Below are 18,027 nucleotides of genomic sequence, written 5' to 3'. Positions count from 1 at the left end.
GCCGAGGTCGCCCTGGGTGCGCTCGAGCACCTGGCGCGCCACCGGGTCGTCGCGGTGCTGGCGCAGCGTTTCCAGTGCGATCACCGCGGTGATGCCGTTGACGATGCGCTCGCGGTTCCTGGCCTTGATCTCGTGGATGCCGGGGATCTGCTTGCTGATCGAGCGCGTGCCGATCAGCCCCATGACCCAGGGGATCTCGAGCTCCCAGTCGTTCTTCTGGGCGGCCTCGTTGATGCCGGCGATCAGCTTCAATCCGGCGGGCGCAGGCTCGGTCTCCCACATCGCTTCCAGCGCGGCCATCTTGGTCTGCTGCGCCTCGCCCACCGTGTAGCCGCTCTCGTCGCCGAGCACGATCACGCTGAGCACGCTGGCCAGGCCGAAGGCCGAAGCCACGCGGAAACTGCGGCGGGCGAACTCGACGTCACGGCCCTTCAGCAGATACCAGCTCGACACCGACAGCATGAACATCGCGCCCGTCACGTAGCCGGCCGACACCGTGTGCACGAACTTGGCCTGCGCGTCGGGGTTGAAGACCACGGCCCAGAAGTCGGTCATCTCCATGCGCATGGTCTGCCAGCTGAACTCGGCGCCGACGGGGTTCTGCATCCAGCCGTTGGCGATCAGGATCCACAGCGCGCTCAGGTTGGTGCCCACCGCCATCAGCGTGGTCACCATCAGGTGCTGCGTCTTCGTCAGGCGGTCCCAGCCGAAGAAGAACAGGCCGATGAAGGTGGACTCGAGGAAGAAGGCCATCAGGCCCTCGATGGCCAGCGGCGCGCCGAAGATGTCGCCCACGTAGTGCGAGTAGTAGGCCCAGTTGGTGCCGAACTGGAACTCCAGCGTGATGCCGGTGGTCACGCCCAGCGCGAAGTTGATGCCGAACAGCTTGCCCCAGAAGCGCGTCATGTCCTTCCAGATCACGTTGCCGGTCATGACATAGACGCTCTCCATGATCACCAGCAGCCAGACCATGCCCAGCGTCAAGGGCACGAACAGGAAGTGGTACATCGCCGTGGCCGCGAACTGCAGCCGGGAGAGGTCGACGAGTTGTTCCGAGATCAAGGTTGTTCTCCGGGGTGGACGGCGGTGGCGGAGCCCAGGTGGCTGGCCGCCCGCTCGACGTCGATGGCGATGCGGTCGTCGCGGACGAAGGCCCACCACAGGGCGATCAGCACCAGCAGCTTCAATGCGACGGCGATGACAAGGTGCCGCACGAGACAGGCTTCATCGGGCTTCATGCCCTTACTGTGATCAAGAGCCGTGCCACCGCCTCCGGAAGAAGAAATGTCAATCGAATCAACGGCTTGGATTCGTTTGGCAGGCTCGTCTGCCAGCGGCGGGAGGCGCGCGCAGCGCCAAAGTGGCAGGGCGCTGCCAAGATGGCAGTACCCTTGGCGGAAGGCGCGGTGCCGGAGAGCGCCCGCAGCCGCATACGGGTGCTGGTATGGCGGCCGGCGTAGACTCCCGTCCGGCGTGACGTCGAACGTTCTCCAAGGGCTCATCCCTCCATGGCTACCGTGCTGCCTGAACTGGTGTCGTATCTGGAAGGCCTGCCCGAGCCGCACATCCTGTTCGACCGCCGGTACCGGATCGTTGCCGCCAACGCCGCCTACCGGCGCCAGTTCAGCCCGCAGGCCTCCGTCGTCGGGCGAACCTGCTACGAGGTCTCTCACCAGTTCAGCGTGCCCTGCGACCAGGCGGGCGAGAACTGCCCGCTCGCGCGTTCGCTGGAGTCGGGCCAGCGCGAGCGTGTGCTGCACCTGCATCACACCTCGCAGGGCGAGTCGTACGTGAACATCGAGTTGGTGCCGCTGCGCGATGCTGCCGGGGAACAGGCCTACTTCATCGAGAAGATGGAGCCCTTGCGCGTTGCGCAGGGTCAGCCCGCGGCGCAGGGGCTGATCGGCCGTTCGCCGGCCTTCCAGCGCATGCTGGAACTGGTCTCGCGCGTCGGGCCCGCCTCCGCCAGCGTGCTGTTGCTGGGCGAGTCGGGCACCGGCAAGGAACTGCTGGCGCAGGCCATCCACGAGGCCAGCCCGCGTGCGGCCAACCCGCTGGTGGTGGTCGACTGCGCGAGCCTGCCGGAAACGCTGTTCGAGAGCGAACTGTTCGGCCACGAGCGCGGTGCATTCACCGGCGCCAACACCAGCAAGCCCGGGCTGGTCGAGGCGGCCAGCGGCGGCACGCTGTTCCTCGACGAGGTGGGCGATATCCCGCTGCCCATGCAGGTCAAGCTGCTGCGCCTGCTGGAAAGCGGCACCTACCGCCGCGTGGGCAGCACGGAACTGCGGCGCACCGATGTTCGCGTGGTGTCGGCAACGCACCGCGACCTGAAGGCAATGGTCGCCGACGGGCGCTTCCGCGAGGACCTGTACTACCGGCTGAGCACCTTCCCGATCTCCCTGCCGGCACTGCGTGATCGAGCCGAGGACATTCCGCTGCTCGCCGTGGCGCTGCTCGCCAGGGTGGCGCCGCAGCGGCGGCTGGCGCTCTCGCCTGGCGCCATGGCGAGGCTGCAGCGCCATGACTTCCCGGGCAATGTGCGCGAACTGCGCAACGTGCTGGAGCGCGCCGCCTTGCTAGCCGATGGCTCGAACATCGAGGCTGTCCACGTGGAGCGTGCGCTGGGCTCCGACGCGCCGGCGCCGGCGCGTGAGCGCATGGGCCTGGCGCCGGCGCTGGACGCACCCTTGCGCAGCGTGGAGCGGGCCGCCTTGCAGGCGCAGCTCAAGGCGCATCGAGGCAGCCGCGCGGAACTGGCGCGCAAGCTCGGCATCAGCGAGCGTTCGCTGTACCGCAAGCTGCGCGAGCTGGAGAACGACCCGTCGGCCAGCTGACCCGGCCGTGGTGCTTCAGGCGCGACGCGGGGGGGCCGGTCGATGCGCCTCATGGTCTGCCTGGCGACACGCCCCTTGCCCGGTGTTGCCCGGGCGGGGAAAACCCCTCCGGGGCCGTTCGGACACGCTCACTAGAATCTTTGTTGCCCTGCACAATCAAGCTCCCTGGAGCGCACCGAATGTCCGCAACCCGCCGACCCGCCAAAGCCTCACCCGAGGCGGCTGCCGCAGCGCAGCCGGACGAGGTCGCGCTGCGCGTCCTCAAGAAGTACCCCAACCGCCGTCTCTACGACACGCAGTCGAGCAGCTACATCACGCTGGCCGACGTCAAGCAGATGGTGTTGGCGGGCGAGTCGTTCATCGTGCGCGACGCCAAGAGCAGCGAAGACCTGACGCGCAGCATCCTGCTGCAGATCATCCTCGAGGAGGAAACCGGCGGCGTGCCGATCTTCAGCACGCAGATGCTGTCGCAGATCATCCGTTTCTATGGCCACGCGATGCAGGGCATGATGGGTTCCTACCTTGAGAAGAACCTGCAGACCTTCACCGACATCCAGCAGCGCTTTGCCGATCAGTCGAAGGGGCTGTACGACCCCACGGCGATGAACCCGGAACTCTGGACGCAGTTCCTGCAGGGCCAGGCGCCGGTGATGCAGGGCCTGATGGGCAACTACCTCGAGCAGTCCAAGAGCATGTTCCTGCAGATGCAGGAGCAGATGGCCAAGCAGGCCGAGACGCTGTTCCCGGGCGTGGCCGGGTTCGTGCCGCCCAAGCGCTGAGCCGCCGAAGCGAAGCGCCTATGCAATTGCGCAGCGCAGGCGGCTCATCCTCAGGCCTGCCCTGCCGAATTGCATAGCGGCTTCGGTCCGGCCTGAGCGGCCGGTCGGGTCATCGGCGAAAATCGCCGCATGACCGACACCACCACCGCCGTCTCCGCCGTCGCCCCCGCTGCTGCGCCGAAGATCGGCTTCGTCTCGCTGGGCTGCCCGAAGGCGCTGACCGACTCCGAGCTGATCCTCACGCAACTGCGCGCCGAGGGCTACGAGACCTCCAAGACCTTCGCCGGCGCCGACCTGGTGATCGTCAACACCTGCGGCTTCATCGACGATGCGGTGAAGGAGAGCCTGGATACCATCGGCGAGGCGCTGGCCGAGAACGGCAAGGTGATCGTTACTGGTTGCCTGGGAGCCAAGACGGTGGGTGGCCCTTCGGGCGAGGGCGGCAGCAACCTGGTGCGCCAGATGCACCCGAGCGTGCTCGCCGTCACCGGCCCGCATGCCACGCAGGAGGTGATGGACGCCGTCCACGTGCATGTGCCGAAGCCGCACGACCCCTTCGTCGATCTGGTGCCGGCGCAGGGCATCAAGTTGACGCCGCGGCACTACGCCTACCTGAAGATCAGCGAAGGCTGCAACCACCGCTGCAGCTTCTGCATCATCCCGAGCATGCGCGGCGACCTGGTCTCGCGGCCGATCGGCGATGTGCTCGGTGAAGCTCAGCGCCTGTTCGAATCCGGTGTCAAGGAACTGCTGGTGATCAGCCAGGACACCAGCGCCTACGGCGTCGACGTCAAGTACCGCACCGGCTTCTGGGACGGCCAGCCGGTCAAGACACGCATGACCGAGCTGTGCGAGAAGCTGGCGCTGCTGGCCGAGCGCCACGGCGCCTGGGTGCGGCTGCACTACGTCTACCCGTACCCGCACGTCGACGAGATCCTGCCGCTGATGGCCGGCGGCCGCATCCTGCCCTACCTCGACGTGCCGTTCCAGCATTCGCACCCCGACGTGCTCAAGCGCATGAAGCGGCCGGCCAGCGGAGAAAGGAACCTCGAGCGGCTGCAGCGCTGGCGCGAGGCCTGCCCGGAGCTGGTGGTGCGCAGCACCTTCATCGCCGGCTTCCCCGGCGAGACGGAGGCCGAGTTCGAGCACCTGCTCGAGTTCATGCGCGAGGCGCAGATCGACCGCGCCGGCTGCTTCGCCTATTCGCCGGTCGAAGGCGCGACGGCCAACGACCTGCCCGGCATGCTCGACGCCGCGCTGCGCGAGGAGCGCCGGGCGCGCTTCATGGCGGTGGCCGAGCAGGTCTCGGCGGCCAAGCTGGCGCGGCGCGTCGGCGCGACCATGCAGGTGCTGGTCGACGAGGCACCGGCACTGGGCCGGCGCGGCGGGGTGGGGCGCAGCTATGCGGATGCGCCGGAGATCGACGGTCGCGTGCGGCTGCTGCCGCCCGAGAAGGCCTCGAAGACGCTGAAGGTCGGCGAGTTCACGCGGGCGCGCATCGTCGCCGCCGAAGGCCACGACCTGGTCGGCATGCCGGTCTGAACACGCCATGACGAAGAAGATGCCGCCCGGCAAGCTCGATCTCGCGACCACGCTGATCCACCATCCGTACCAGCCGCCGGCCGGCTTCGCCGCGCCGCAGCCTGGCGTGCACAAGGCCTCGACGGTGATCTTCCCGGACGTTGCCGCGCTTCGCGCGCGCAACTGGAAGGCCAAGGCCGGCTACACCTACGGCCTGCACGGCACGCCGACGACCTTCACGCTGGAGGAGCGCATCGCCACGCTGGAAGGTGGTGCGCAGACCCTGCTGGTGCCCAGCGGCCTGGCGGCGATCTCGCTGGTCGATCTGGCGCTGCTCAAGTCCGGCGACGAGGTGCTGATTCCGGACAACGCCTACGGCCCGAACAAGGAACTGGCTCGCAACGAACTCGCCGGCTGGGGCATCACGCACCGCTTCTACGATGCGCTGGACCCGGCGTCGTTCGCCGCGGCGATCGGCCCGGCGACCCGGCTGGTCTGGCTGGAGGCCGCCGGCTCGGTGACGATGGAGTTCCCCGACCTGCGTGCGCTGGTGCGCATTGCGCGGGACCGTGGTGTGGTCGTCGCGATCGACAACACCTGGGGCGCGGGCATCGCCTTCGACCCGTTCGACCTCGGCGGGGGGGTGGCTGTCGACATCAGCATCCACGCGTTGACCAAGTACCCCTCGGGCGGTGGCGACGTGCTGATGGGTGCGGTGACGACATCCGACGAGGCCTTGCACCTCAAGCTCAAGTTGGCCCACATGCGCATGGGCTGGGGCGTCGGCGCCAACGATGCCGAGGCGGTGCTGCGCGGGCTGGCGTCGCTGCCGCTGCGCTATGCGGCGCAGGACGCGGCAGGACGCTCGCTGGCGCAGTGGTGGTCAGGGCAGCGCAACGTCGCCCAGGTGCTGCACCCGGCGCTGCCGGGCTCGCCGGGCCACGCCCACTGGCTGTCGCATTGCCACGCGGCGGCCGGCCTGTTCTCGGTGGTGTTCGACGAGCGCATCGCGGCTGGGCAGGTCGATGCCTTCGTCGACGCGCTGAAGCTCTTCAAGCTCGGCTACTCCTGGGCCGGACCGGTCAGCCTGGCAGTGCCCTATGCGCTGGCGGGCATGCGCACCGCGCCGGCATGGCAAGGCACGCTGGTGCGCTTCTCGCTCGGGCTGGAAGGCCTAGACGACCTGATCGCCGACTGCGATCAGGCGCTGGAGGCTTCAGGCCTTCGCTGAGACCTTGTGCCGCATCAGGCGGCCCTTCTCGCGTTCCCAGTCCTTCTTCTTCTCGGTCTCGCGCTTGTCGTGCTGGGCCTTGCCCTTGGCCAGCGCGATCTCGGCCTTCACGCGCCCGCCCTTGTAGTGCAGGTCCAGCGGCACCAGCGTGAAGCCCTTCTGCTCGACCTTGCCGACCAGGCGGCGGATCTCTTCCTTGTGCATCAGCAGCTTCTTGGTGCGGTCGGCCTCCGGGTGCACGTGGGTCGAAGCGCTGCGCAGCGCGTTGATGCGGCAACCGATCAGGTAGAGCTCACCGTCGCGCACCAGCACGTAGCCGTCGGTCAGCTGCACCTGGCCGGCGCGGATGGCCTTGATCTCCCAGCCTTCCAGCACCACGCCCGCCTCGAAGCGCTCCTCGATGTGGTAGTCGTGTCGAGCGCGGCGGTTTTCGGCGATGGGCATGGGAGCAGATCTGGGGCCAGGGGTGGCCAATACAATCGCGGCATTGTATGAAGCACGTGAAGAAGTCCGTCTTGCTGTGGTACTCCCCTCACGAGATGTACTCGCTCGTCACCGGCATTGCGGACTATCCGAAGTTCCTGCCCTGGTGCGAGCGCGCCGAGGTGCTGGAGCAGCACGACGCCGGCATGACCGCACGGCTGCACCTGGCCTACGCCGGCGTGCGGCACGCCTTCACCACGCGCAACGCCCACGTGGCCGATGCCTCGGTCGAGATGGGCCTGGTCGATGGCCCGTTCTCGCTGCTCGAGGGGCTGTGGAGCTTCGTGCCGCTGGCCATGCCGGGCGACGACGAGTCGAAAGCCTGCCGCATCGAGTTCGACCTGCGCTATGCCTTCAGCAGCAAGGCGCTCGAGGCCGTGGTCAGCCCGGTGTTCGACCGCGTCGCCAATACCTTTGTCGACTCCTTCGTGCGCCGCGCCGAGGAGGTCTACGGTGCCCGCTGACACGGTGCAGGTCAGCGTGGCCTACAGCCCGGGCCCCGGTGTCGTCGACGAGGTGGCAGTGAGCCTGCCGCGCGGCGCGACGCTGATCGACGCGATCCGCGCCAGCGGGCTGCTCGAGCGCCATGCCGGCATCGATCCGGCGCACGCCAGGCTCGGCATCTGGGGGCGGGTGCAGGCGCCGCAGACCGTGCTGCGCGAGCGCGACCGGGTCGAGGTGTACCGGCCGCTGACGGTGGATCCGAAGGAGGCCCGGCGCCTGCGCTATCGCAAGTCGGGCAAGGGCGGCCGCACGCGGCCGCCTGCTGTCTGAGCGAACCTGAGCGAACCGCGAGCTACTTAGCGCAGTCGGCGTTGGCGACGTCGCGCGCGCGCTTCATTTCCTCGGCCCGCATCTTGTCGTCGAGCACCTCGCGCTCGCCCTTCTCGTTCACGCGTGCCATGCGCATGCCGCTGTCCAGCGTGCGGATCTGCTCGCGTGCACGCTTGCAGTTTTCCGCCTTGACGGCCGCCACGCGTTCCTGCTCGGCCTTTGCCTTCGCCGCCTCCTCCTGCTCGGCCTTCTTGCGCTTGGCTTCGAGTTCGGGGTCACTGGTCTTCGGCGTCAGCGCCGGGGCGGACGCGGCCGAGGCGGCTGGGGCCACCGGCGCCGCGCGCAGCGTGCTGCCGCTGGGGCGCTGCAGGATGTCCTTGTCGGACACGCCGGCGGGGGGCGGCAGATCGCTGTACTGGATCTGGCCGTTCACTCCTCGCCACTTCCATTGCGCGGCGGCCGGCAAGGCCAGCGTGGCGCCCACCAGGGCGAGAGACAGGACGGCGAGACTGCGGCGCATGGCGTGACGGAGGGGGAGGGCGACGATTCGGCAGTTTAGCGGCCGAGGTGCGCCGTCAACTGCGCAATAGGTCACAAAGCGTGCTGTAGTGCGCGGTCCGTATAATTCGCTTTTGCGTCTGGAGCCTTCCTCATGCGCCTTCTTGGCAAAGCGCTCACCTTCGACGACGTGTTGCTGGTGCCCGCCTTCTCCCAGGTCTTGCCGCGCGACACCTCGCTCGCCACCCGCCTGACCCGCAACATCCGCCTGAACCTGCCGCTGGTGTCCGCCGCGATGGACACCGTCACCGAAGCCCGCCTGGCGATTGCCATCGCCCAGGAAGGCGGCATCGGCATCGTGCACAAGAACCTCACGCCGAAGCAGCAGGCGGCCGAGGTCGCCCGCGTGAAGCGCTACGAATCGGGGCTGCTGAAAGACCCGATCACCATCTCGCCGGGCGTGCCGGTGCGCCACGTGATCGAACTGTCCAGGCAGCACGGCATTTCCGGTTTCCCGGTGGTCGACGAAGGCCGCGTGGTCGGCATCGTCACCAACCGCGACCTGCGCTTCGAGAGCCGGCTGGACGCACCGGTGCGCGAGATCATGACGCCGCGCGAACGGCTGATCACGGTGCGCGAGGGCACCTCGCTCGACGAGGGCAAGGCGCTGATGCACAAGCACAAGCTCGAACGCGTGCTGGTCGTCAACGACGCCTTCGAACTGCGCGGCCTGATGACGGTGAAGGACATCACCAAGCAGACCAGCTTCCCCAATGCCGCGCGTGATGCGCAGGGCAAGCTGCGCGTCGGTGCCGCGGTCGGCGTCGGCGAAGGCACCGAGGAGCGCGCCGAACTGCTGGCCAAGGCCGGCGTCGACGTGCTGGTGGTCGACACCGCCCACGGCCACAGCGCCGGCGTGATCGAGCGTGTGCGCTGGGTGAAGCGGAACTTCCCGCAGGTCGAGGTGGTCGGTGGCAACATCGCCACCGGCGCGGCCGCGCTGGCGCTGGCCGAGGCCGGCGCCGACGGCGTCAAGGTCGGCATCGGCCCGGGGTCGATCTGCACCACGCGCATCGTCGCCGGCGTCGGTGTGCCGCAGATCACCGCGATCGACAACGTCGCCCGCGCACTGGCCGGCTCCGACGTGCCGCTGATCGCCGACGGCGGCATCCGCTACTCGGGCGACATCGCCAAGGCGATCGCCGCCGGCGCGCACACCGTGATGATGGGCGGCATGTTCGCCGGCACCGAAGAGGCGCCGGGCGAGATCGTGCTGTTCCAGGGCCGCAGCTACAAGAGCTACCGCGGCATGGGCTCGATCGGCGCGATGCAGCAGGGCAGCGCCGACCGCTACTTCCAGGACAACACCGGCGCCAACCCGAACGCCGACAAGCTGGTGCCCGAGGGCATCGAGGGCCGCGTGCCCTACAAGGGCTCGATGGTGTCGATCGTCTTCCAGATGGCCGGCGGCATTCGCGCCTCGATGGGCTACTGCGGCTGTGCGTCCATCGAGGACATGCGCAACCAGGCCGAGTTCGTCGAGATCACCTCCGCAGGCATCCGCGAGAGCCACGTCCACGACGTGCAGATCACGAAGGAAGCGCCGAACTACCGGATGGAGTGAGCGGCTCCGTGACCGAACCCGTTGCAGTCACGGCCGAAGGCGGGCGGCGTCAGGCTGCCATGCCCTTCATCATGATCACGGTGCTGATCGACATGCTGTCGGTCGGCCTGATCATCCCGGTGCTGCCCACGCTGGTCGGCCGCTTCACCAGTTCGCCGGCGGAGCAGGTGGCCTGGTACGGCGTGATCGCCTTCACCTACGGCTTCTCGCAGTTCATCGCCTCGCCGGTGCTCGGTGCGCTGTCCGACCGCTACGGCCGCCGGCCGGTGCTGCTGCTCGGCTTCTGCGGCCTGGCGATCAACTTCTTCGTCACCGCGATGGCCTCGGCCTTGTGGATGCTGCTGGCCTCGCGGCTGGTCGGCGGGGCGATGCAGGCCAACGCGGCGGTGGCCAACGCCTACGTTGCCGACATCAGCAACCCCGACGAGCGCACCAAGCGCTTCGGCATGCTCGGCGCGATGTTCGGCATCGGCTTCATGCTCGGGCCGGTGCTCGGCGGCGTGCTCGGCGCGATCGACCTGCAGTTGCCGTTCTTTGTGGCCGGCGTGCTGGCGCTGGCCAATCTGGCCTACGGCTACTGGGTGCTGCCGGAGTCGCAGCCGGCCGATCGGCGCCGCCCGGTGAAGCTCAAGGCGCTGAACCCGGTCGCCTCGCTGTACGGCCTGGCGCGGCTCAAGGGTGTCGGGCTGCTGGTGGCGGTGATCGCGTGTGCGGGCCTGGCGCAGTTCATCCTCTACACCGTCTGGGTGCTGCACGGCAGCCTGAAGTTCGGCTGGGGTCCGAAGGAGAGCGGCTGGTCGCTGTTCGTTATCGGCGTGATGTCGGTGCTGGTGCAGGGCTTCCTGCTCGGCAAGCTGCTCAAGGTGTTCAGCCCGCAGCGGCTGGCGCTGTTCGGCCTGCTGTCCTCGACACTCGCCTTCATTGCCTGGGGTGCGGCCTCGCAGGGCTGGGTGGTGTTCGTGGTGATCGTCGCCAACCTGTTCGGCTTCACCACGCAGTCGGCCATCCAGAGCATCGTCTCCACCGCAGCCGACCCGAGCCAGCAGGGCGAGGCGATGGGTGCGGTCAGCTCGCTGAACAGCCTGATGGCGGTGGTGGCGCCGATGATCGCCACGCCGCTGCTCGGCGCCGTCTCGCATTTCCCGCAGGGCGACTGGCACATCGGCGCACCGCTGTACTTCTGCGCGGCGCTGCAGGCCGTCTCGCTGCTGCTCGCCTGGCTGCATTTCCGATCCACACGCCGCCCCGTCACCCCGCTGCCGGGCGCGCACGCCTCACCCTGACCGGCTGCCTTCCATGCACGACAAGATCCTCATCCTCGACTTCGGCTCCCAGGTCACGCAGCTGATCGCACGGCGCGTGCGCGAGGCACATGTCTACTGCGAGATCCACCCGAACGACGTCTCCGACGCCTTCGTCCGCGAGTTCGCGCCCAAGGGAGTGATCCTCTCCGGCAGCCACGCCAGCACCTACGAGGAACACGACCTGCGCGCGCCGCAGGCGGTGTGGGACCTGGGCGTGCCGGTGCTGGGCATCTGCTACGGCATGTTCACGATGGCGGTGCAGCAGGGCGGCCAGGTCGAGGCCAGCACGCACCGCGAGTTCGGCTACGCCGAGGTGCGCGCGCATGGCCACACGAAGCTTCTGGCCGGCATCCAGGATTTCGCGACGCCCGAAGGCCACGGCATGCTCAAGGTATGGATGAGCCATGGCGACAAGGTCACCGCGCTGCCGCCGGGCTTCAAGCTGATGGCCTCGACGCCGAGCTGCCCGATCGCCGGCATGGCCGACGAATCGCGCGGCTACTACGCGGTGCAGTTTCACCCCGAGGTGACGCACACGCAGCAGGGCCGCGCGCTGCTCGAGCGCTTCGTGCTGCAGATCGCCCAGGCGAAGCCCGACTGGGTGATGCGCGACCACATCGCCGAGGCCGTCGCGCGCATCCGCGAGCAGGTGGGCAGCGAGGAGGTCATCCTCGGCCTGTCCGGCGGGGTCGATTCGAGCGTCGCCGCGGCGCTGATCCACCGTGCCATCGGCGACCAGCTCACCTGCGTGTTCGTCGACCACGGCCTGCTGCGCCTGGACGAAGGCCGCATGGTGATGGAGATGTTCGCCGGGCGGCTGCACGCGAAGGTGATCCACGTCGACGCCAGCGATCAGTTCCTCGGCCACCTCCAGGGTGTCAACGATCCCGAGGCCAAGCGCAAGATCATCGGCCGCGAGTTCGTCGAGGTGTTCCAGGCCGAGGCGAAGAAGCTCAAGAGCGCCAAGTGGCTGGCCCAGGGCACGATCTATCCGGATGTGATCGAGTCCGGCGGCGCGAAGACCAAGAAGGCGACGACGATCAAGAGCCACCACAACGTCGGCGGCCTGCCCGAGACACTGGGTCTCAAGCTGCTCGAACCGCTGCGCGACCTGTTCAAGGACGAGGTGCGCGAGCTCGGCGTGGCGCTCGGCCTGCCGCACGAGATGGTCTACCGCCATCCGTTCCCCGGGCCGGGCCTGGGCGTGCGCATCCTCGGCGAGGTGAAGAAGGACTACGCGGACCTGCTGCGCCGCGCCGACGCGATCTTCATCGAGGAACTGCGTGGCTTCAGGGACGAGGCCAGCGGCAAGAGCTGGTACGACCTGACCAGCCAGGCCTTCGCCGTGTTCCTGCCGGTCAAGAGCGTCGGTGTGATGGGCGACGGCCGCACCTACGACTACGTGGTCGCGCTGCGCGCCGTGCAGACCAGCGACTTCATGACGGCGGACTGGGCCGAGCTGCCGTATGCGCTGCTGAAGAAGGTGTCCAGCCGCATCATCAACGAGGTGCGAGGCATCAACCGCGTGACCTACGACGTCTCGAGCAAGCCGCCGGCGACGATCGAGTGGGAATGAGCCAAGATCGTCCCACCCGATCCAGCGCCGTCCCAGGCGCCCTGACGGTTGATTTGACGGTATCCGGGCACCTGGGCGATGGGGTGTCTTTCGCTCTGGGGACGACTTCCGTCCCGAGCATCGCATAGCCAGGCTCGGCACCGTTGTCGTTCAGCCGGATCACGAACACCGGGCGACGCTGACTTTCGTCAATCGGACAGAGTGCTGCTCTGCTGGCGAGCATCGCGCCGTGAGCGGCCGGTGTCGACATTCGAACTGGCGTCGTGACCTCAGCTTCGAAGAGGTGATCTACCGCCTGTCGCAGGGCTCGGCGGCCGCGGCAATGGCGAGCCCTCGTGATCTCGTCGCGCCCCGTGTTATCCAGGGTAAGGCAGTGCGTCGCACAGAGTGATACTGCTCGTTCACGATGCTGCCGGAACGGCGCTCGCGCCGGTCATCGCAGGTCTGATTGGTCGAGAATCCGGGTCGCCGTCAACACGAGCGTCCCACCGCCTGACCCTCGGAACCGGAGTTGCCAGAGTGCGAAGAGGTACGCGGTGCGTGAAGAAGTGGATGCGCCAGCTCGTTGCGCTGTCCGCCGCTGTTGCCGCGCTGGCAACGGGCGGGTTCGCTCGAGCGCAAGAGATTCCCGTCGTCGAAGTTGCTCTCGTCGCGGCCGCACCGATCCAGTTTCACCCGCTGCCGGCGCCATCCCCGCCTCTTGGCGTGCGACGGATGGCGCAGGACCGGTACGGGTTCATGTGGCTGGCCGCCGCGGACGGAATGCGGCGCTACGACGGCTACGGCTTCATGAAGGTTCCGGCGGGCCAGGATGCAGATGGCGTGGGCCTGCTCATCGGTCAATCGCTCGCGAGCGACCGGGCGGGCCGGCTGTGGATCGGCGCCGACGACTCGCTCAACCGGTACGACCCTGCGACCGGCAGCTTCACGCAGTACCGGTCACCCAACGAGGCCTGCGGCACCGTCGCGATCGCGCATGACATCGTCGAGGATCAGGACGGGGTGCTCTGGCTCGCGACGGACGACGGCGTGACGGCCCTGGACCCGGCCACGTCGAGGACGACGTGTCATCGGCCGCGCTACACGCCCTCCGTCGGCGAGACGCGCGTCATTGCGACGATTCCCTTGAACGACGGCACGCTGTGGGTCACCAGCAGCGAGGGGATCTACACGCTCGATCGGCGCTCGGGCAAGGTCATCCGCCACATCAAGCTCGTGACGCCTGGCGGACGCAAGTTCGTCTGCATGGGCTTTCCGTCGAGGCCGTTCCTGGACAGCCGCGGAACGCTGTGGGTCGGTCTGTCGTCCGGGGGTGATCTGGCCTCGATCGACGTCGCCAGCGGCGAAGTCACGGTCTATGCCCTTCGCAACGGCGGACTGGCGTCGAACGCGTCCTCCGGCGTCGTGTCGATCCAGGAGGATGCCGACCGGGCGCTCTGGCTCGGCACCGACAAGCTCGGCCTCGTGAAGCTGACGCCGGACCGCAAGCAGGCGATCTGGCATCAGAGCGACCCCGAAGATCCCGACGGCTTGCGCGGCGATCTCGTCGTCGGCCTGTTCAAGGATCGCGACGGCAGCTTCTGGTCGACGACGAAGGCGGGGGCGGTCTACCGCTTCGACACCGCGCGTCCGCATTTCCGCTCGTACCGCCACCAGCGGGCGAACCCGCAGAGCCTCGGCAAAGGGGCGGTAACCGCGGCGTACATGGACGAACCCGACACCTTGTGGATCGGCACGGACCGTGGCCTGAACCGTGTCGACCGCGCGACGGACCAGGTCACGCAGGTCGATCAGCCGGCCTTCGCGCGCGGTGTCAGTGCGATCGCGAAGGACCGTTCCGGCGATCTGTGGTTCGGCACGAACGGCAACGGTCTCGTTCGCTTCGATCCCCGTTCGGGCAAGACCACGACGTACACGCAGGACGCATCCAATCCGCGCTCGCTGAACCACAACCGTGTCACGGCGGTGCGCGTCGATCGCGCCGGCAGCCTGTGGATCGCGACGGACTTCGGCCTGAGCCGCTGGGAGCCGGCCACGGAGGACTTCTCGACCTTCGGGCCGCAACCGAGAAGCCTGGTCCAGTACCGCTCGATCGCGGAGGACGCGAGCGGTGCGCTGTGGCTGGCGACCTTGTCGAAAGGCGTTCAGCGTTTCGATCCACGCACGGGCAGCTTCACGCGCTTCGATGCCGAGCTCCGCGCCGCGCATCCGCGCGGCCACAACCGTGTCAACTCCGTTCACGTCGACCGCGCAGGGACGGTGTGGGCAGCGACCTTCCGCGGGCTGGGCAAGCTCGATGCTCGCGACGGCACGTTCAAGTCCTACGACTCGCGCGCCGGGCTGCCGGCGGACACGGTCCTCGGCGTCCTGGAAGAAGACGACGGGCGCCTGTGGGTCAGCACCCCGAACGGGCTGTCGCGGTTCGATCCGTACGCCGAGACCTTCACGAACTACCACGCGTCGGATGGCCTGTTGACCGATCAGTTCTCCGTGCCCGTGGTCGCCGCCAGGAGCTCGAGCGGGGAGATGTTCTTCGGCTCGCAAAAGGGGCTGGTGGCGTTCTTCCCCGGGCAGGTCGTCGAGCGCAAGCTCGCGCTGCCGGTGCTCCTGACCGACATCCGCCTGTTCGGCGAGCCGGTACGGCCAGGAAGCGGGCCGCTGAAGGAGCCCATCTGGTCCGCTGCTTCGCTTGGGCTGGAATCGCGCAGCATCGTGTCGCTGGACTTCGCCGCCTTGAACTATGTCGACCCGATGCGGACGCGCTATCGCTACCGGCTCGACGGGTTCGAAACGAAGTGGAATGAGACGGACAGTGCCCGGCGCAGCGCGACGTACACCATGCTGCCGACGGGTGACTACACGTTCCACGTGCAGGCGCGCGGCGCTCGCGGAGACTGGAACGAAAGCGCGGTTCCGCTCAGGCTCCACATTCCTCCGCCGTGGTACGCGACATGGTATTTCCGGACGCTGGCCGCGACAGTGCTGCTGGCGATGCTCTGGCTCGCGTACCGCCTGCGCGAGCGCCAGTTGCACCGCCGGTTCGACGCCGCCCTCCAGGCCCGGCTCGACGAGCGTGCCCGCATCGCCCGCGAGGTGGCCGAGGGGCTGGAGCAACGCGTGCGCGAACGCACCGAGGAGCTGGCCCGCGCCCAGCTCGCCGCCGAGGCCTCCACGCGCGCCAAGAGCGAGTTCCTGGCCAACATGAGCCACGAGATCCGCACGCCGATGAACGCCATCCTCGGGATGTCGTACCTGGCGCTGCAGACCGGGTTGGACGCGCGCCAGCGCAACTACGTCGACAAGGTGCACCGCGCTGCCGAGTCGCTGCTGGGGGTCATCAACGACATCCTCGACTTCTCGAAGATCGAAGCGGGCCGGCTGGAGATCGAGAACATCCCGTTCCGCCTCGGAGACGTGCTGGACCAGCTGGCCACGCTGGTGAGCATGAGCGCCGAGGAGAAGGGGCTGGAGCTGCTGTTCGCGCTGCCACCCGGGCTGCCGACCGCGCTCGTCGGCGACCCGTCGCGGCTGGGCCAGGTGCTGCTGAACCTGAGCAACAACGCGGTCAAGTTCACCGAGCGCGGCGAGGTCACCGTGGCGGTGACCGAGACCGCGCGCGACGGCCAGCGCGTGACGCTGCGCTTCGAGGTGCGCGACACCGGCATCGGCCTCGCGCCCGAGGCGCGCGTGCGCCTGTTCCAGCCCTTCACGCAGGCCGACGCCTCGACCAGCCGGCAGTACGGTGGCACCGGGCTCGGTCTGGCGATCTGCCGCCACCTGGTGGAGCGCATGGGCGGCGAGATCGGGGTCGACAGCGAGCCTGGGCGTGGCAGCTGTTTCCACTTCAGCGTGCCCTTCGGCCTGCAGCCCGAGGCCGCGCCGGCGCCTCAGGACGCCGGGCTGCACGGCATGCGGGTGCTCATCGTCGACGACCACCCGGCCGCGCGCGAGCTGCTGCGCACGCTGGCGGCGGCCTTCGGCCTGCAGGCCGAGACGGCGGCCGACGGCGCGGCGGCGCTGCAATTGGTGGCGCAGGCCGACGCGCAGGACCGGCCGTTCAAGCTGCTGCTGCTGGACTGGCGCATGCCGGGACTGGACGGCATCGGCTGCCTGGAACAGCTGGGGCACGCGGCCGGCCGGCATGCCCCGCCGACGGTGCTGATGGTGACCGCCTTCAACCGCGACGAGGCCGAACGGCAGCTCGCTGCGCGCGGGCTGCGGGTGGCTGGGCTGCTGCCCAAGCCGGTCACGCCCTCGGGGCTGCTCGACGCCTGCGCCGATGCGCTGGGCCGTCCGCGTGCCGGGCCGAGCCGCAACGAGCAGCGCCAGGAGCTGCTGCAGGCGCGCCAGGCGGGCCTGGCCGGCGCGCGCATCCTGCTGGTCGAGGACAACCCCATCAACCAGGAGCTTGCGCGCGACCTGCTGAACCGCGCCGGCATCGTCGTCAGCATTGCCGGCGACGGCCAGGAGGCGCTTGAGATCCTCGCGCGCGAACGCTTCGATGCCGTGCTGATGGACTGCCAGATGCCGGTGATGGACGGCTACGAGGCGACGCGCGCGCTGCGCCGGCGCCCTGAGCTGAAGGAGCTGCCGGTGATCGCGATGACGGCCAACGCGATGGCCGGCGATCGCCAGAAGGTGCTGGAAGCGGGCATGAACGACCACGTCGCCAAGCCAATCCGCGTCGATGACCTGTTCGCCACGCTGGCGCGCTGGGTGCATCCGGCGCTGCCCGCGCCCGTGCCGGAGGTGCCGCTCCCGGCGCTGGACATGCGCGCCGGCGTGGCCGCGCTGATGGGCGACGAGGCGCTGTACCGGCGGTTGCTGCTGATGTTCCGCGAGCGCGAGAGCGACTTCGTCGCCCGCTTCCGTGCTGCCTGTGAGCAAGGTGACGGCGACGCCCTCACGCGGCACGCCCACGACTTGAAGAGCGTTGCCGGCAGCCTGGGCATGCCCGCGCTGCAGCGCGCCGCCGCGGCGCTGGAGGAAGCCTGCCGCCTGCGCGGCGAAGCGGCGGCGCTGGAGCCGCTGCTGCAGGCCGTGCAGCGCCAGCTCGCGCCGGTGCTGGCCAGCTTGCATGAGATGGGTTTGTCCTGAACGCGCAGATCGCCCGTAACGGTCTGCGTCTTCGCCGCCATCCCGCACGACCGACCGGTCGACGCGTCGACCGCCTGCTTGCTGCCTCAGGGAGCGGCTCGGACTGAGTAACTGTGTCGTCAGTCAAGCTCCGGCGGGTGAGTCGGACCAAGGCGAGTTGGTCGTGACCATTGCGTTCAGGCAGGTGAGTAGCTTTCGCATGCAGGCGACCAGTGCGACCTTGGGCAATTTGCCGGCTGCGATCAACCGCTCGTAGTAGGTCTTGATGACGGGGTTGCTGCGTGTGGCCGCCAGCGCAGCCAT

General features: G+C 68.6%; 14 protein-coding genes and 1 pseudogene. 10 read left to right on the top strand and 5 right to left on the bottom strand.

Going from position 1 to position 18,027, the window contains the following annotated elements:
• A partial coding sequence (locus AAG801_RS29960) for a cytochrome ubiquinol oxidase subunit I (protein WP_341891652.1) occupies window positions 1-1,062 on the bottom strand: 1,062 nt, incomplete at its 3' end.
• Window positions 1,059-1,214 carry a cytochrome oxidase putative small subunit CydP gene (cydP, locus tag AAG801_RS29955; RefSeq protein WP_341891651.1) on the bottom strand — a complete coding sequence of 52 codons (156 nt, stop codon included), beginning with the start codon at window positions 1,212-1,214 and terminating at the stop codon, window positions 1,059-1,061. The genes AAG801_RS29960 and cydP, both read right to left, overlap by 4 nt.
• Before the next feature lie 294 nt (window positions 1,215-1,508).
• Here cydP and AAG801_RS29950 point away from each other — a divergent pair, with 294 nt between their 5' ends.
• The 4 genes from AAG801_RS29950 to AAG801_RS29935 all read left to right on the top strand — a co-directional run bounded on the left by AAG801_RS29950 (window position 1,509) and on the right by AAG801_RS29935 (window position 6,368).
• The gene (locus AAG801_RS29950; RefSeq protein ID WP_341891650.1) at window positions 1,509-2,837 is read left to right on the top strand and encodes a sigma-54-dependent Fis family transcriptional regulator; all 1,329 of its coding nucleotides are present in this window, start codon (window positions 1,509-1,511) and stop codon (window positions 2,835-2,837) included.
• Between the two features lie 179 nt (window positions 2,838-3,016).
• Window positions 3,017-3,616, top strand: a complete 600-nt coding sequence (gene phaR, locus AAG801_RS29945; RefSeq protein ID WP_341891649.1) for a polyhydroxyalkanoate synthesis repressor PhaR — start codon at window positions 3,017-3,019, stop codon at window positions 3,614-3,616.
• Window positions 3,617-3,745: 129 nt separating this feature from the next.
• Window positions 3,746-5,158: a 30S ribosomal protein S12 methylthiotransferase RimO gene (rimO, locus tag AAG801_RS29940; RefSeq protein ID WP_341891648.1), complete on the top strand. Its 1,413-nt coding sequence runs from the start codon at window positions 3,746-3,748 to the stop codon at window positions 5,156-5,158.
• 7 nt (window positions 5,159-5,165) lie between these two features.
• Complete coding sequence (locus tag AAG801_RS29935) at window positions 5,166-6,368, top strand: PLP-dependent transferase (RefSeq protein WP_341891647.1); 1,203 nt, start codon at window positions 5,166-5,168, stop codon at window positions 6,366-6,368.
• On the opposite strand, the gene smpB is transcribed toward AAG801_RS29935, so the two are convergent.
• A complete protein-coding gene (gene smpB, locus AAG801_RS29930) occupies window positions 6,354-6,812 on the bottom strand; it encodes an SsrA-binding protein SmpB (RefSeq protein WP_341891646.1) in 459 nt (152 codons plus the stop codon). The genes AAG801_RS29935 and smpB overlap by 15 nt on opposite strands.
• 47 nt (window positions 6,813-6,859) lie before the next feature.
• Between smpB and AAG801_RS29925 the strand changes: the two genes are divergently transcribed.
• Together AAG801_RS29925 and AAG801_RS29920 are read left to right on the top strand one after the other, a co-directional pair.
• Window positions 6,860-7,315, top strand: a complete 456-nt coding sequence (locus AAG801_RS29925) for a type II toxin-antitoxin system RatA family toxin (RefSeq protein ID WP_341891645.1) — start codon at window positions 6,860-6,862, stop codon at window positions 7,313-7,315.
• Window positions 7,305-7,625, top strand: a complete 321-nt coding sequence (locus AAG801_RS29920; protein WP_341891644.1) for an RnfH family protein — start codon at window positions 7,305-7,307, stop codon at window positions 7,623-7,625. Before AAG801_RS29925 ends, AAG801_RS29920 begins: the two co-directional genes overlap by 11 nt.
• Before the next feature lie 22 nt (window positions 7,626-7,647).
• Here the strand turns inward: AAG801_RS29920 and AAG801_RS29915 are convergent, their stop codons facing one another.
• The gene (locus tag AAG801_RS29915) at window positions 7,648-8,145 is read right to left on the bottom strand and encodes a DUF4124 domain-containing protein (RefSeq protein ID WP_341891643.1); all 498 of its coding nucleotides are present in this window, start codon (window positions 8,143-8,145) and stop codon (window positions 7,648-7,650) included.
• Between the two features lie 132 nt (window positions 8,146-8,277).
• Here AAG801_RS29915 and guaB point away from each other — a divergent pair, with 132 nt between their 5' ends.
• The 4 genes from guaB to AAG801_RS29895 all read left to right on the top strand — a co-directional run bounded on the left by guaB (window position 8,278) and on the right by AAG801_RS29895 (window position 17,724).
• Window positions 8,278-9,747 carry an IMP dehydrogenase gene (gene guaB, locus AAG801_RS29910; protein WP_341891642.1) on the top strand — a complete coding sequence of 490 codons (1,470 nt, stop codon included), beginning with the start codon at window positions 8,278-8,280 and terminating at the stop codon, window positions 9,745-9,747.
• Window positions 9,748-9,755: 8 nt separating this feature from the next.
• Complete coding sequence (locus tag AAG801_RS29905) at window positions 9,756-11,030, top strand: MFS transporter (protein WP_341891641.1); 1,275 nt, start codon at window positions 9,756-9,758, stop codon at window positions 11,028-11,030.
• Window positions 11,031-11,043: 13 nt separating this feature from the next.
• Window positions 11,044-12,627 carry a glutamine-hydrolyzing GMP synthase gene (gene guaA / locus AAG801_RS29900; protein ID WP_341891640.1) on the top strand — a complete coding sequence of 528 codons (1,584 nt, stop codon included), beginning with the start codon at window positions 11,044-11,046 and terminating at the stop codon, window positions 12,625-12,627.
• A gap of 540 nt (window positions 12,628-13,167) precedes the next feature.
• The gene (locus tag AAG801_RS29895; RefSeq protein ID WP_341891639.1) at window positions 13,168-17,724 is read left to right on the top strand and encodes a response regulator; all 4,557 of its coding nucleotides are present in this window, start codon (window positions 13,168-13,170) and stop codon (window positions 17,722-17,724) included.
• A gap of 123 nt (window positions 17,725-17,847) precedes the next feature.
• Here the strand turns inward: AAG801_RS29895 and AAG801_RS29890 are convergent.
• Window positions 17,848-18,027, bottom strand: a pseudogene (locus AAG801_RS29890) (IS110 family transposase); the annotation flags it as partial.

The organism is Variovorax sp. YR752 (genome assembly GCF_943372545.1).
This window is presented reverse-complemented; position numbering and strand designations above follow the sequence as displayed.

Excerpts from the sequence above, each read along its gene's own strand:
- phaR (WP_341891649.1), top strand. The coding sequence starts at position 3,017 with ATGTCCGCAACCCGCCGACCCGCCAAAGCCTCACCCGAGGCGGCTGCC.
- AAG801_RS29935 (WP_341891647.1), top strand. The coding sequence starts at position 5,166 with ATGACGAAGAAGATGCCGCCCGGCAAGCTCGATCTCGCGACCACGCTG.
- guaB (WP_341891642.1), top strand. The coding sequence starts at position 8,278 with ATGCGCCTTCTTGGCAAAGCGCTCACCTTCGACGACGTGTTGCTGGTG.
- guaA (WP_341891640.1), top strand. The coding sequence starts at position 11,044 with ATGCACGACAAGATCCTCATCCTCGACTTCGGCTCCCAGGTCACGCAG.
- AAG801_RS29925 (WP_341891645.1), top strand. The coding sequence starts at position 6,860 with ATGAAGCACGTGAAGAAGTCCGTCTTGCTGTGGTACTCCCCTCACGAG.
- smpB (WP_341891646.1), bottom strand. The coding sequence starts at position 6,812 with ATGCCCATCGCCGAAAACCGCCGCGCTCGACACGACTACCACATCGAG.
- AAG801_RS29950 (WP_341891650.1), top strand. The coding sequence starts at position 1,509 with ATGGCTACCGTGCTGCCTGAACTGGTGTCGTATCTGGAAGGCCTGCCC.
- rimO (WP_341891648.1), top strand. The coding sequence starts at position 3,746 with ATGACCGACACCACCACCGCCGTCTCCGCCGTCGCCCCCGCTGCTGCG.
- AAG801_RS29915 (WP_341891643.1), bottom strand. The coding sequence starts at position 8,145 with ATGCGCCGCAGTCTCGCCGTCCTGTCTCTCGCCCTGGTGGGCGCCACG.